The organism is Nonomuraea sp. NPDC050394 (genome assembly GCF_044459065.1).
GTDB lineage: Bacteria > Actinomycetota > Actinomycetes > Streptosporangiales > Streptosporangiaceae > Nonomuraea.
On the sequence record NZ_JBITIO010000003.1, the window covers coordinates 325,191 to 338,842 of the forward strand.

The 13,652-nt window shown below is 70.9% G+C and carries 12 protein-coding genes and 4 tRNA genes; 7 read left to right on the forward strand and 9 right to left on the reverse strand.

Annotation, left to right across the window (positions count from 1 at the left end):
- Positions 1-2: 2 nt before the first annotated feature.
- Together glmS and ACIBKY_RS14610 are read right to left on the reverse strand one after the other, a co-directional pair.
- A complete protein-coding gene (gene glmS, locus ACIBKY_RS14605; protein WP_397097145.1) occupies positions 3-1,823 on the reverse strand; it encodes a glutamine--fructose-6-phosphate transaminase (isomerizing) in 1,821 nt (606 codons plus the stop codon).
- A 14-nt stretch (positions 1,824-1,837) separates the two neighbouring features.
- The gene (locus tag ACIBKY_RS14610) at positions 1,838-2,125 is read right to left on the reverse strand and encodes a hypothetical protein (RefSeq protein ID WP_397097146.1); all 288 of its coding nucleotides are present in this window, start codon (positions 2,123-2,125) and stop codon (positions 1,838-1,840) included.
- A 190-nt stretch (positions 2,126-2,315) separates the two neighbouring features.
- Here ACIBKY_RS14610 and ACIBKY_RS14615 point away from each other — a divergent pair, with 190 nt between their 5' ends.
- From ACIBKY_RS14615 to ACIBKY_RS14635, 5 genes are all read left to right on the forward strand, one after another.
- Positions 2,316-4,202 (forward strand): N-acetylmuramoyl-L-alanine amidase, encoded by a 1,887-nt coding sequence (locus ACIBKY_RS14615; RefSeq protein ID WP_397097147.1) that lies wholly within the window; start codon positions 2,316-2,318, stop codon positions 4,200-4,202.
- A gap of 82 nt (positions 4,203-4,284) precedes the next feature.
- Positions 4,285-4,356 (forward strand) — tRNA-Gly (locus tag ACIBKY_RS14620).
- A gap of 16 nt (positions 4,357-4,372) precedes the next feature.
- Positions 4,373-4,443: transfer RNA gene (locus ACIBKY_RS14625), tRNA-Cys, on the forward strand.
- Positions 4,444-4,492: 49 nt separating this feature from the next.
- Positions 4,493-4,564 (forward strand) — tRNA-Gly (locus tag ACIBKY_RS14630).
- 22 nt (positions 4,565-4,586) lie between these two features.
- A tRNA-Val gene (locus ACIBKY_RS14635) sits at positions 4,587-4,661 on the forward strand.
- A 414-nt stretch (positions 4,662-5,075) separates the two neighbouring features.
- On the opposite strand, the gene ACIBKY_RS14640 is transcribed toward ACIBKY_RS14635, so the two are convergent.
- Positions 5,076-5,537, reverse strand: a complete 462-nt coding sequence (locus ACIBKY_RS14640) for a hypothetical protein (RefSeq protein ID WP_397097148.1) — start codon at positions 5,535-5,537, stop codon at positions 5,076-5,078.
- A gap of 79 nt (positions 5,538-5,616) precedes the next feature.
- Positions 5,617-5,979, reverse strand: coding sequence for an aspartate 1-decarboxylase (panD, locus tag ACIBKY_RS14645; protein ID WP_397097149.1), 363 nt, complete (start codon positions 5,977-5,979; stop codon positions 5,617-5,619).
- Between the two features lie 288 nt (positions 5,980-6,267).
- Between panD and ACIBKY_RS14650 the strand changes: the two genes are divergently transcribed.
- On the forward strand, positions 6,268-7,599 hold the full coding sequence (locus ACIBKY_RS14650) for a hypothetical protein (protein ID WP_397097150.1): 1,332 nt from the start codon (positions 6,268-6,270) through the stop codon (positions 7,597-7,599).
- A gap of 21 nt (positions 7,600-7,620) precedes the next feature.
- A complete protein-coding gene (locus tag ACIBKY_RS14655; RefSeq protein ID WP_397097151.1) occupies positions 7,621-8,727 on the forward strand; it encodes an FAD-dependent oxidoreductase in 1,107 nt (368 codons plus the stop codon).
- Positions 8,728-8,880: 153 nt separating this feature from the next.
- Here the strand turns inward: ACIBKY_RS14655 and ACIBKY_RS14660 are convergent, their stop codons facing one another.
- The 5 genes from ACIBKY_RS14660 to ACIBKY_RS14680 are packed head-to-tail and all read right to left on the reverse strand — an operon-like array spanning position 8,881 to position 13,647.
- Positions 8,881-10,119: a branched-chain amino acid transaminase gene (locus ACIBKY_RS14660; protein WP_397097152.1), complete on the reverse strand. Its 1,239-nt coding sequence runs from the start codon at positions 10,117-10,119 to the stop codon at positions 8,881-8,883.
- Positions 10,116-10,772 (reverse strand): HAD family hydrolase, encoded by a 657-nt coding sequence (locus ACIBKY_RS14665; protein ID WP_397097676.1) that lies wholly within the window; start codon positions 10,770-10,772, stop codon positions 10,116-10,118. Before ACIBKY_RS14665 ends, ACIBKY_RS14660 begins: the two co-directional genes overlap by 4 nt.
- Positions 10,772-12,088 (reverse strand): D-arabinono-1,4-lactone oxidase, encoded by a 1,317-nt coding sequence (locus tag ACIBKY_RS14670; protein ID WP_397097153.1) that lies wholly within the window; start codon positions 12,086-12,088, stop codon positions 10,772-10,774. The genes ACIBKY_RS14665 and ACIBKY_RS14670 overlap by 1 nt, the downstream gene beginning before the upstream one ends.
- Complete coding sequence (gene rfbD, locus ACIBKY_RS14675) at positions 12,085-12,957, reverse strand: dTDP-4-dehydrorhamnose reductase (protein WP_397097154.1); 873 nt, start codon at positions 12,955-12,957, stop codon at positions 12,085-12,087. Before rfbD ends, ACIBKY_RS14670 begins: the two co-directional genes overlap by 4 nt.
- 15 nt (positions 12,958-12,972) lie before the next feature.
- Positions 12,973-13,647 (reverse strand): RraA family protein, encoded by a 675-nt coding sequence (locus ACIBKY_RS14680; RefSeq protein ID WP_397097155.1) that lies wholly within the window; start codon positions 13,645-13,647, stop codon positions 12,973-12,975.
- Between the last annotated feature and the right edge of the window lie 5 nt (positions 13,648-13,652).

The following is a 13,652-nucleotide window of genomic DNA, read 5'->3' on the forward strand; positions in this document are numbered from 1 at the left end:
CCCTACTCGACCGTGACGCTCTTGGCCAGGTTGCGGGGCTTGTCGACGTCCCGCTCCAGGGCCACGGCGGCGTGGTAGGCCAGCAGTTGCAGCGGGATCGTCAGCAGGATGGGGTCCAGCTCGATCTCGTTCTTCGGCACCACGATCGCGTCGTCGGCCAGCTTGGCGTCGGGCTCGCGGTGGCCGATCATGAGGACGTTGCCGCCGCGGGCGCGGATCTCGCCGAGCGTGGTGAGGTTCTTGTCCAGCAGTTCGTCGTCGGGGACGATCGCCACCGTCGGCATCTCGGGGCCGATGAGCGCGAGCGGCCCGTGCTTGAGCTCGCTGGCCGGGTAGGCCTCGGCGTGGATGTAGGAGATCTCCTTGAGCTTCTGCGCGCCCTCCCTGGCCACGGGGTAGCCGCGTACCCGGCCGACGAACATGATCGACGGACGGCCCGCGTACTTCCGCGCGAAGTCCCTGATCCGGTCGCCCTGCTTGAGGATCTCCTCGATCTGGTCGGGCAGCTTGGCCAGGCCGTCCACGATGCGGCGGCCGTCGGCGGGCGAGAGGTCGTGTACGCGGCCGAAGTGCAGGGCCAGCAGCGCGAACGCCACCGCGGTCGAGGTGAACGCCTTGGTGGAGGCGACCGAGACCTCCGGCCCGGCGTGCAGGTAGATGCCGCCGTCCACCTCGCGGGCGATGGCGCTGCCGACGGCGTTGACGATGCCGATGACGCGGCCGCCCTTGCGCTTGAGCTCCTGGACGGCGGCGAGCGTGTCGTAGGTCTCGCCCGACTGGCTGATCGCGACGTACAGGGTGTCGGGGTCGACGACGGGGTTGCGGTAGCGGAACTCCGAGGCGGGCTCGGCGTCGGCGGGGATGCGCGCGAGCTCCTCGATGAGCTGGGCGCCGATCTGGCCGGAGTAGTAGGCGGAGCCGCAGCCGATGATCTTCACGCGGCGGAAGGAGCGGGTCTCGCGGGCGTCCATGTTGAGCCCGCCCAGGTGGGCGATGTGGAAGCGCTCGTCGAGGCGGCCGCGCAGCGTGCGGGCGACGGTCTCGGGCTGCTCGGAGATCTCCTTGAGCAGGTAGTGCTCGAAGCCGCCGGTGTCGTAGTGCCCGGCCTCGACGTCGACGGTCAGCGGCTCCTTCGCGGTCTCCAGTCCGCCGCTGGCGAAGGTGTGGAAGCCGTCGGCCTTGAGCACGGCCAGCTCGCCGTCCTCCAGGTGGACGACCTGGCGGGTGTAGCGGACCAGGGCGGCCACGTCCGAGGCGGCGAACATCTCCTTCTCGCCGATGCCGAGCACGATCGGGCTGCCGTTGCGGGCCACGACGACCTCGCCGGGCCGCTCGGAGTCGAGGACGGCGATGCCGTAGGTGCCGACGACGCTCTTGAGCGCCTTCCTGACCGCCTCCTCCAGGCTGGAGGTCTCCTCGACGGTGCGGGCGATCAGGTGGGAGAGCACCTCGGAGTCGGTCTCGGAGGCGAAGACGACGCCGTCGGCCTCCAGCTTGGCGCGCAGCTCTGTGGCGTTCTCGATGATGCCGTTGTGGACGACCGCGACGCGCTCGTCGGCGGAAAGGTGCGGGTGGGCGTTGACGTCGCTGGGCACGCCGTGAGTGGCCCACCGCGTGTGACCGATGCCGAGCGTGCCCTTGAACCGCGCGGGTACGGCCTGCGCCAGGTCGGCCACCCGGCCCTTGACCTTACGGACCTTGAACCCCTTGTTGGAGACGACGACCCCGGCCGAGTCGTACCCGCGGTACTCCAGTCGCTGCAGACCCTCCAGCAGGATGGGCGCGGCGTCCTTCGGACCGACATAAGCCACAATTCCGCACATACGGGCGTCCTCTCTTATCCGTAAACGATGCGGCGCAGCTGGCGCAGGGACAGCTCCGGTGCCGCGACCCGGCGTCCCGGCAACTCGGCGGCGATCCTGGGGAAGATCTCGTCGTTGGTGAGGCCGCGGGCCTTCAACTCGGCGTGCCGCCGCCGGACGTACTCCTCCACCGTTTCGGAGAAGTACGCCAGCACCTCGGCGACCACGCGGACCGCCTCACCGGGGCCCAGCGGGCTGGTCCTGGTCAGGTGCGCGATGAGCTCTTCGTAGGGATGCCGTGCCGTGGACACAGTCGAGGACATTACGCATCTGGGCCAGGTTCAAACAACTTCCTGCCCGAAATCGGGCAGGAATTGGCGACTTAGTCCCGTGCCTTTGCCTCGCAAGGCCGCAAAATCGGACCACATACGCATCGCACGCCCCGGGTGACACTCTTCTCACAGGGCATGATTACTCTATGTAGTTGTATGCTGCCTTTCCGTGGGAGTTGTCATGCCACACTGGATCGCCCTCACCCTCGCCACCGGCCTCCTGACCGCACCCACTCCCCAGCCCGGACGGCAGGGCGACTTCGCCGAGGCGGCCCGGGAGTACGGCGTTCCGGTCAGCGTGCTGCTCGGGGTCTCCTATCTGCAGTCGCGGTGGGACGACCATGCCGGGCGGCCCAGCGTGTCCGGGGGGTACGGGCCCATGCATCTGGTGGACGGGGGCGCGGCCGTACCGGAAGGGCATCATCACGACGGCGACCCGCGCGGCGACGACGCCCGCCCCCTGCGGCTGCCCGCGACGCCGCACAGCCCCCCCGACCCGCCACACGAGCCGGAGGACGCCGGCCCCGCCGGGGCTTCCGGGGCTTCCGGGGCTTCCGGGGCTTCCGGGGCTCCCGAGGACACGTTGCGGGAGGCGGCGCGGCTCAGCGGGATCGGGGCGGCGCGGCTGCGGCGCGATCCGGCCGCGAACATCAAGGGCGGGGCGGCGCTGCTGGCCTCCTATCAGGCGCGGCCCAGCCGGGCTCCGGCGGACTGGTATGACGCGGTCGTGCGGTACGCGGGGTCGCGTGGGTTCGCGGACGAGGTGTTCGCGCTGATGAGGGCGGGTGCGGCTCGCCGTACCGAAGACGGCTCCCTCGTCCGGCTGGCCGCCGAGCCCGGGGCGGTGCCGCCCGCGCGCCCGATGCGGAAGGCGGCGAACCCGGCCGAGTGCCCGCCCTCGCTGGACTGCGAGTGGATGCCCGCGGCCTTCAAGAGGTTCGGCAAGAAGAAGGACTACGGCAACCACGACCGCCTGAACCGGCCGCGGCGCATCGACTACATCGTCATCCACGACACCGAGGGCTCCTACGCCGGTGTGCCGTCCATGGTGGGCAACCCCCGATACGTCAGCTGGCACTACACCATCCGTTCCCGCGACGGACATGTCGCCCAGCACGTTCGAAATCGCGATATTGCCTGGCATGCGGGCAACTGGGATATCAACTCGCGCTCCATCGGCATCGAGCACGAGGGCTATCTGGCGCGGGGCGGCGCCTGGTACACCGAGGCGATGTACCGCTCGTCGGCGCGGCTGGTGAAGCACCTGGCGTCGGTGTACAAGGTGCCGCTCGACCGCGCGCACATCATCGGCCACGACAACGTGCCCGGCACCACCCCCGGCACCGTGCCCGGCATGCACGAGGACCCCGGCCCGTACTGGGACTGGGCACGCTACTTCGCCCTCATGGACGCCCCGCTCAAGCCGGCCGGGAAAGGCGAGTCGGTCATCATCCGTCCCGACTTCGACGAGCACCGCGAGCACTACACGGGTTGTTCAGGCAAGCGCCCCGCCCGCGCCTGCCCGTCGCAGGGCTCGGCGTCGGTGTGGCTGCGCACCGCACCGCGCGAGGACGCGCCGCTCGTCGACGACATCGGCAAGCGCGTGGGCAAGGACAGCACCTACAGCGTGTACGACCACAGCGCCCGCGCCTCGACCGGGCAGCGGTTCGCCGTGGCCGGGCGCGAGGGCGGGTGGACCGCGATCTGGTACCTGGGCCAGAGGGCCTGGTTCCACAACCCGCCGTCCGCGCCGACCGCCATCCCGGCCGCGGGCCCGCTGGTGACGCCGGTGAAGGACAAGGTGCGGGTGTACGGCCGGGCGTACCCCGAAAAATCCGCCTATGCCGGATCGCGCAGCCGCTTCCAGCGCCACGTGCCCCTGAACTACGTCATCCGCCGCGGCCAGTCCTACTCCGCGGGCCTCACCCTGACCGGCACCTACCACCGCGCCGACTCCATCCACCCCGCCCGCCACGACACCGTCAAGGGCGGGTTGCGCTACCACCAGATCCAGCTCGGGCACCGGGTGATGTTCGTACGGGCGGAGGACGTACGGGTCGTCAGGTGAGGCCCTCACACGCGCGTTGCGCACGGGCACTCCACGGAAGCGATATGGTTTTCCCGTGACCGGCGCTCGCCGCCGGACACACGCGGAAGTGGCTCAGTGGTAGAGCATCACCTTGCCAAGGTGAGGGTCGCGGGTTCAAATCCCGTCTTCCGCTCGGAGTGCGATCTCCTGGTGGAGTGGCCGAGAGGCGAGGCAGCGGCCTGCAAAGCCGTCCACACGGGTTCAAATCCCGTCTCCACCTCGGTTGTACGGCGGACCGCCAGGATCCGCTAAAGTAGGTCAAGCGTCATGCGGAAGTGGCTCAGTGGTAGAGCATCACCTTGCCAAGGTGAGGGTCGCGGGTTCGAATCCCGTCTTCCGCTCGTGAACAACTGAATAATCCCAGGACGATTAGCTCAGCGGGAGAGCGCTTCCCTGACACGGAAGAGGTCACTGGTTCAATCCCAGTATCGTCCACCAGCATGGTCAAGCTCTCCAACGTGAGGGCAAGCGCGCGTCCTGTCGGCGTATCTGAGGTCCCGGGCAGGATCACCCGGAATAACCACGTGCCGAGTGTGAGCGGCCCGGACACCAACCGGGTCGGGCAGCGATCGCACCTCGCCGGTCAGATCCCGGTGTGGCCAGAACGGTGTGCTCCGAGACCGGAGGCGCCATCCTGGAGCCGCACCTCGCTGGTCACTGGACCGCCCCGCTGGCGGCCGGCACCGGACCACCCGGCCGACGACCAGCACCGGGCCGCCCGGCCGACGGCCGGCGGCGCCAGAACGGTGTCCGCCGGGAGTCCGCCGAAGGGCACACGGGTGAAGGCCACGGCTTGCGGTCTCGGATCGTGTGACGGACGCGGGTCGGACGGCAGGGACACCCCGGTTCCGGTCAGGAAGCGATGTGCTCCCATGTCTCCGTCCTGGCGCAGTCCTTGAAGCCGAAGCGCCGCGCCGCCTGGCCCACGGCCTTCGCCGACTCCATCGCGATGCCCGCCTGCATGACCCGGATGATGTCCGCCACCTGCGGCGACTCCATCATGCCGGCCATCTTGCGGAGGTCGGCGGTGTATGCGGCGAGCTTGGTCAGCCAGTCGTTCAGCTCGGCCTGGCCGGTCTCCGGCCTGGGCATCTGGCGGGTGTGGTCGTGCAGGTCCTTCAGGAGGGCCACGCGCTCACGGATGCCCGGCGAGTCGTCGGCGCCGATCCCGTCGCCGTAGGCCAGGTCGCCGGCGAACCGTTCGCCGATGACGCGGCACTTCTCGTCGGCGCTCTCGATCAGCGCCTGCCTGGGAGGAGCGGAGCAGCCGGCGAGGAGCAGCAGAACGATCCCCGCGAGAGTCGTCTTCGTCACCCCGGCAGGATGGCCCGCCCGCCCCGGGAGGGCTCCCCGGCGCCGGCGGGCGGGGCCGGCGCCGGGTTTTCCTGGATGGTCAGGTCAAGGCGGGTTCGAGGATGCGGTTCTGCTCATCCACCAGGACGACGCGGGGCTGGTGCTCGGCGATCTCGTTCTCGGCCAGCTGGGCGTACGTGATGATGATGACGGTGTCGCCCCGCTGGACGAGCCGGGCCGCGGCGCCGTTCACCACGACCTCGTTGGCGCCCGGCGTCCCAAGGATCGTGTACGTCTCGAACCGGGCGCCGTTGTTGACGTTGACGACGTGCACCAGTTCGTGGACGCCGATGCCCGCCGCCTCCAGCAGTTCGGGCGAGAGCGTGAGCGAGCCCACGTAGTTCAGGTCGCTGTCGGTGACCGTGGCCCGGTGGATCTTGGAATTCATGAAGGTGCGCAACATGCGGTGAGCCCCTGTCTGTGTCGGAGGAAAGCCGTCGGAAAGTCGATGGATACAGGGCCGACGCCCGCGCCGAGTTTATCCAGCCCCACCCCCGACGACCAGCGAAAAACTCTCCGGTGCATCTTTAAGGAATACTGAAACGCCCTCGATTCGGCTGAGCCCGAATAGATTGGCAGCCGCCGCCGGGGCCCATAACGTCGCGTCCAAGGGGTAATCGGGGATGAACTTCTGGCGCAGGCCGTACGGGGCGCGCCGTTTTCCCACGTATGTTCAGAAGGGGATTCCGCCATGCCGAATTCCGTGACCAAGCATTACGTCGACCAATGTCTGGACGAGCGATCAGGCCTGCGTGACGCGGTACGGCGGGCGCCGTTCTCACCGGCCTTCGCCAACGCCTACGGGCAGCGGCTGGCCGATCGGCCGTGGTTCGCCGGCGAGGCGCGGCTGCGTGAGTTCGCCGCCGATCTGCGGCCGTTCCTGGATCTGCTGGTGTCGCTGCCGTGGCGGTTGTTCGACGGCGACCTGGCCGCGTACTGCGCGACGCTGGGTGTCAGCCCCCGGCACGCCGCCGTCATGACGAGGAACGCGACCCGCAATCCGCCCAGGTACGCCCGCCCTGACGTGTATTTCGACGGCTCGGCGTTCAAGCTGCTGGAGCTCAACATCTGCAGCGCGCTCGGCGGACTCGACCAGGCGGCGGTCAACCGGGCGCTGCTGGAGGTGCCCGAGTTCCGTGCCTTCGCCGAGGAGCACCGGCTCGGGTTCTCCGACACGGCCGCCGAGTTCGCCGCGGCCCTGCGCGACATCGCCGCCCCCGTGGCGGAAGGCGACAGCCCGGTGGTGGCCATGACCGAATGGACGGACGGCCTGGCCGCCTATGGGCACCGTATGCAGGTGCTGCGGGAGCAAATGGGCGCGGCCGGGCTCGACGTACGGCTCGCCGAGGTTGGCCAGTTCAAGGAAAAGGCCGGAAAGCTCTTTCTGGACGGCACTCCCGTCGACATGGTCCTGCGCTATTTCTCGGTCGACGAGATATGTTCCGACCCGTCAGGAGAAGACGTCGTGGAGCCGATAGTGCGGGCCCACGAATCGGGCCGGACGGTTCTCCATTCAACGCTCGACAGCTATCTCTACTCCAACAAGGGCTGCATGTACCTGCTGTCCGACCCGCGCTGGCGGGAGGCGTTCACGGCCGAGGAGTCCGCGCTGATCGACCGGGTGCTGCCGTGGACGCGGGCCCTGTCGGGCGCGGACGTGGTCGAGCAGGCGCTCGCCGAACGCGACTCGCTCATTCTCAAGCCGCGCGTCGGCTATGCCGGCACCGGGACGGTCGCCGGGTGGGCGGCCGGCGAGCGGGAGTGGCGGGAGGCGGTGGCGGCGCACACCGGCGACGGCTACATCGTCCAGCGGCGGGTGACGCCGCAGGCCGAGCCGGTCTGCGACGCCGGCAGCGGCGAGGTGGCCGACTGGATCGCCGCCTGGAGCTTCTTCTTCACCGACCGCGGTTACGCGGGCTCGTCGTTCATCCGCGCCATCCCGGCCGGCTCGGGGCCGATCATCAGCCCGTCCACGCAGCCGCCGATGCGTACCACCAGCGTCTTCACCTATCCGCATGAGTGAGTTTCTGAAGGGTCTGCAACCATGACCGAGATCATCAGGAAACGGGCCGAGCGCGTCCTTGTGATCGGCGCCGGTGTGAGCGGCCTGACCACGGCCCTGTCGTTGTCGCGGGCCGGGTTCGAGGTCGTCGTCGCCGCCGAGAAGGACGCTTCGCAGTGTGTGTCCGTGGTGGCGGGCGCGTTGTGGGAGTGGCCGCCGGCGGTGTGCGGCTACCACCATGACCAGATCTCGCTGACACGCTCGAAGGGGTGGTGCATGGAGTCGTACGAGATCTTCGACGGCCTCGCCGCCGACCCGTCGACGGGCGTGTTCATGCGGGTCTCGAACTTCTACTTCACCCACCGCGTCGAGCAGCACGTCCACGACCAGAACAAGATGAACGAGCTGGCCGCCAGGGTACGCGGGTTCGAGCGTGACCCCGGCCTCGCCTCGGCCAACGGCGTGAACCCGACGTACGGGATCCTGGACGCCTACCGGCACCTCGCCCCCATGATCGACACCGACACCTACACCGGCTGGCTGCTGCGGCAGGCGGAGGAGGCCGGGGTCAAGGTCGTGCGGGCGCGGGTCTCCGGCCTGCTGCGTGAGCAGGAGCGCGAGCTGCACCAGGCGTACGGCGTGGACGCGATCGTCAACTGCACCGGCCTGGGCGCGGCCGAACTGCACGGGGTGCCCATGTACCCGCTGCGCGGCGCGCTGGTGCGGGTGCTCAACGACGGCACCCGGATCCCGAAGATCGAGGAGGCGCACTGCGTCTCCCACGACGAGCGCAACGGGGACGAGCAGGACATCGTGTTCATCGTGCCCCGCGGCGAGAACCTCGTCGTTCTGGGCGGCCTCGCCGAGCCCGACCAGTGGAGCACCGACATCAACCTCGACAACCACCAGCCGGTACGCGACATGTACAACCGGTGCGTGCAGTTCATGCCGGCGATCGGCAAGGCGGAGATCGACCCGGTCGAGCCGGTACGCGCGGGCCTGCGCCCCTTCCGCAAGCAGAACGTCTGCCTGGAGAGCGAGCCCGGGACCCGGATCGTGCACAACTACGCGCACGGCGGCGCCGGGTTCAGCTTCTCGTGGGGGTGCGCGCGGGAGACGGTGGACATGGTGAAGTCCTTCGCGATCTGAACGGGCGGGGGGCTCGGCGATCCGGGCCCCTCAGCTCGGCGGTCCGGGCCTCCTCAGCTAGGCGGTCCGGGCCTCCTCGGCTCGGCGGTCCGGGCCTTCTCAGCTGGGGTCCAGCGGGGATCTTGGTCAGCTGGGGTCCAGCGGGGATCTCGGTCAGCCGGGGTCCAGCGGGATCTCGGTCAGCCACTCCGGGTGGCGCTCGGAGCGTCCGCGCACGATCGCCGCGTACTCCCGCTCCAGCCGCGCCGTCACCGGCCCCATCGTCCCGTCGCCGACGCGGCGGCCGTCGACGGTGGTAACCGGCAGGATCTCCCAGGCGGTGCCCATGAAGAACACCTCGTCGGCCAGGTAGAGCTCGCTGCGGTCGACCTCCCGCTCCTCCAGCGCCAGCCCGAGGCCGGCGGTCAGCGCGCAGACGCTGTCCCTGGTCAGCCCGGCCAGCAGGCCACTGGTCAGCGACGGCGTGATCACCGTACCGTCGCGCACGAGGGCGACGCAGGCGCCGGGACCCTCGCTGACCTTGTGGCGGTCGTTGAGCAGGATGGGCCAGTCGTGACCGTTCTCCCTGGCCTCCATCATCGCCAGCCGCCCGTTGTGGTAGTTGGAGAACGTCTTGGCCCGCGGCGGCATGGACGCGTCGCTGACCCGGATCCACGAGCTCACCGCGGCGCGGCAGCCGCGCGGCGTCAGCAGGTGGCTGTGGAAGGGCCAGCTGTCGACGACGATCTCGCAGCGGGTGCCCGCCGGGACCATCTGCTCGCGGATCACGCCGCGCGGGAAGGCCCACGGCCGGATGTAGGTGTCGGTACGGCAGGCGTTGGCGCGCAGCAGGCCGAGGATGGCCTCCCGCAGATCGTCCACGTCGCCGGGCAGGTCGAGCCGGCACAGCCGCGCCGATTCGAACAACCTGCGCAGGTGGTCGTCGAGCCGGAAGGCCAGCAGGCGGCGCCCGTCGGCGGCGAGGTAGGCCTTGATGCCCTCGAAGACGGCGGCGACCGAGGCGTGGCCGACCGCGTTGACGTGCACGGTGGCCTGCTCCCACGGCACGAGGGCGCCGTCGCGCCAGATCCACTCCGGATGCCCGCTGCCACGGGCGGCCAGCGAGTCAAGAGCCTGAGGGTCAGAAGCCTCTGGGCCGGGGGCCCGGGAGCCGGAGCCTTGGGGGTCAAGAGCCTGGGGGTCAAAAGCCTGTGGGCCGGTGACCTGGGAGCCGGTGACCTGAGGGCCGGGGACCTGTGGGCCGGGGGCCTGGAGGTCGGGGGCCTGGAGGTCGGGGGCCTGGAGGCCGGGAACCTGAGGGTCGGGGGCCTGGAGGTCGGGGGCCTGGGGGTCGGGGGCCTGGGGGCCGGGGGCCTGCGGGTCGGGGGTGTGCGTCTCGAGTGCGTGTGTCATGCGGCCGCCACCTCCAGGCCGTCGAGCGAGATCTGGTACAGGGTGTCGAGGACGGCGCTGGCCGCGCCGAGGTCGGCGTGGCGGCCGGCGGCGCTGGGCACGGCGACGCAGCGCAGCCCGGCGGCCCGCGCGGCGGCGACCCCCACCTCGGAGTCCTCCAGCGCCAGCACCTCCTCGGCCCGCAGCCCGCACCGCCGCAGGGCAAGCAGGTACAGGTCGGGTGCGGGCTTGACCGCGATGCCGCCGTCGGCGGTGACCAGGTGGTCGAACCACTCGAGCGCCCCGAGCCGCCCGAGGTGCCCGGCCACCCAGGTCCGCGGCGAGCCGGAGACCACCGCCAGCCGGATGCCGCGCCGCGCGGCCTCTCCGGCCAGCGCCCGTACGCCGGGCCGCAGCGGCTCGGCGTCGGACAGCTCCTGCTTGCGGGCCAGCCGCCAGGCGATCTCTTCCTCGGTCACCGCGCGGCCGAGCGTACGCCCGAGATGCCCGGCCGCGATCTCGGCGCCGGAGGAGCGTCCGGTCATCGCCGCCCACACCGACTCGGGGAAGGCGAGGCCGAAGCGGGCGTAGAGGTCGCGCCAGGACTGCCTGGCGGCCCGTTCGGTGTCGCAGAGCAGGCCGTCGAAGTCGAAGAACAGTCCCCGGACGGCCATCACGCGGGCTGCCCTGCGTGGACGGGGCCGAGGACGCGGCCGAGGTAGTCGTTGGCGAACACGCCGTCGGGGTCGAGCGCGGCGCGCACGCGCGCGAAGTTCTCCCACTCCGGGTAGCGCGGGCGCAGGATCTCGGCGGTGGCGGTGTGCGCCTTGCCCCAGTGGGGCCGGGCGTCGAGGTCGCGCAGCACGGGCTCGGCGACGCGCAGGATCTCGATGTAGCCCGCCGTCCTGGGCACGCACAGGTTGACGTAGCCGGTCCGCCTGCCGTACGCGGGACTGAGCGGGGAGTCGTCGGGGGCGCCGACGCGCACGAGCACCGAGTACGGCGAGTAGTGGCCGAAGCGGCGCAGCGCGCCGCGCAGCCCGGTCAGCGCGGCGGGGATGTTCTCCAGCGGGAGCGCGTGCTCCATGGCCAGGAACTTGATCGGCTGCGGGAAGGCGAAGACCCGGTGGGCGGTGTCCACGTAGGAGACGCGCTCGCCGGTGGCGGGCGTACGGCCCAGGCGGGGGACGATGCCGGGGCGCAGCCGTCCGGCCAGGCCGGACAGGCCGCAGCGGACCTCGGCCAGCGTGCTGTCGTAGCGGTACCGCGCGGCGCGCGGGGTGGGCGGCGCGGCGGTACGGTCCAGCGCGCGGGTGGCGGCGCTGTCGGCCCACGGCAGCCAGGAGAACGAGACGTGCTCGGCGCTGCCCGCCCACTCCTCGAAGCGTTCGAGCAGCCCGTCGAGCGGCTCGCGGCCGAGCACGGCGCGCAGGTTGAAGCGCTGCACCACGCGCAGCGTGACCTCGGTGATCACGCCGAGGGCGCCGAGCGAGGTGCGCGCGCACCGGAACAGCTCGGGGTCCTCGCGGGTGTCGCATTCGCGTACGGAGCCGTCGGCGGTGACCAGGCGCAGGCGGGTGACCTGGCCGGAGAACGGCGGATGGGTCAGGCCGGTGCCGTGGTTGCCGGTGGCCAGCGCCCCGGCGACGGTCTGCGCGGCGATGGTGCCGAGGTTGCCGAGCGCCAGCCCGGCGCGGTCGAGGGCGGAGCTCAGCATGTGTAAGGAGGTTCCGGCGCGCACGGTGACGGTCCCGGCGGCGCGGTCCACGCCGGTGACGCCACGGAAGCGGGTCAGGTCGAGCAGCGTGCCGTCGGTGCAGGCCAGCTGGTTGAAGGAGTGCCCGGTGCCGACCGGGCGCACGGTGCGGCCGATCTTGGCCGCGGTGCGCACCGCGGCGGCGATCTCCTCCTCGCGGGTCGGCGCCAGCAGCGTGGCGGGGGCGCAGCGCGCCGTGCCCGACCAGGTGCGCCAGGTGGGTCGGTTGCTCATGTTCTCCCGTTCCCTGTGGAGAGGTGGGTGCGGTAGCGGGAGACCGCGTCGGACCAGTCCGGCATGGTGATCCCGAGGTGCTTCAGGCGGCCGGTGCTCAGGGTGGAGTTGCGCGGGCGGCGGCCGAGGAAGCCGCAGTCGTCGAGCGCGACCGGCTCGGCGGCGCGGCCTTCGCGCCCCAGCGCCACCCTGGCGACGTCGAACCAGCTGGCCGAGCCGGTGTTGGCCACGTGGAGTGTCCCCGCGGTGCCCCGCTTGAGCAGCAGCACCATGGCGCGGGCCAGGTCGACGGTGTAGGTGGGGCAGCTGAACTGGTCGTGGATGAGGCGTACGCGCTCGCCCCGCTCGGTCTGGCGGATCATGGCGAGCACGTTGTCGGTGCGTTCGTCGCTGCCGCCGAACAGCCAGGAGGTGCGGATGACGAGGTGGTCGTCGACGGTGGCCACGATGCGCTCGCCGGCCAGCTTGCTCAGCCCGTACACGCTGAGCGGGCCGGGGGTGTCGGTCTCGCGGTAGCCGCCGTCGGGGGTGTCGGCCCCGTCGAAGACGTAGTCGCTGGAGACGTAGACCAGGCGGCTGCCGGTCCTGCGGCAGGCGTCCGCGACGTTGCGGACGCCTGCCACGTTCACGCGCAGCGCGAGCTGCGGGTCGGCCTCGCACTCGTCGACGATCGCGTGCGCGGCGGTGTGGACGACGACGTCGGGCGCGAAGTCCTCGACGGAGGCGCGCACCGCGCCGGGGTCGCCGATGTCGAAGTCGGCCACGGAGACGCCGCGCACGCCCCAGCCCGCGGTGAGCGGGTCGGCGGCCAGCGCGGCGCGCAGTGCGGTGCCGAGCATCCCGTCGGCTCCGGTGAGGTAGATCCGCATTCCCCCGCGTCTCCTTTACAGGTGGCCGAACTCGGCCAGCAGCTCGGACACGGTCGCCCCCGAGTTGATCTTGTCGCGGATCGTCTTCTCCTTGCCGATCTGCACGCGGGTGCCTTCCAGCACGTCCTGGGCGTCGGCGGAGGGGACGACGGCGATGCCGTTCTCGTCGGCCACGATGATGTCGCCCGGGTGGATGACCTGGCCGTCCACCACGACGGGCACGTTCACCTGCACCGGCTCGGTGCGGTTGTGCACGGCGGTGGGCGAGGGCCTGGGCACCGTGCCGCGGTACCAGACCGGGAAGTCCAGGTCGCGGATCTCGTCAACGTCGCGGATGGCGCCGTCCACGATCCCGGCCGCGACGCCCGCCTTCAGCGAGAGCGTGGACATCAGCCCGCCCCACATCGCGGTCCTGGTGGAGCGGTGGCAGGCGAGCACGATCACGTCGCCCGGCTGCGCCCTGCTCAGCACCGGCATGCAGTCGACGAGGTCGTCGATGGACAGGTTCACGGTGATCGCGGGCCCGACGATCTTGTGGTGTGGCAGCACCGGCAGCAATCCCCCGATGGCTCCGGTACGGCGGCGCGCGTCGGTCACCAGGCAGCTCGGGCTGTACTCCTTCAACACCTCGCGGAAGGCGTCGACGAGCTCACGCGGCGGGCGCTCGACGTCGTTGTAGATGGTCTCCACGGTGG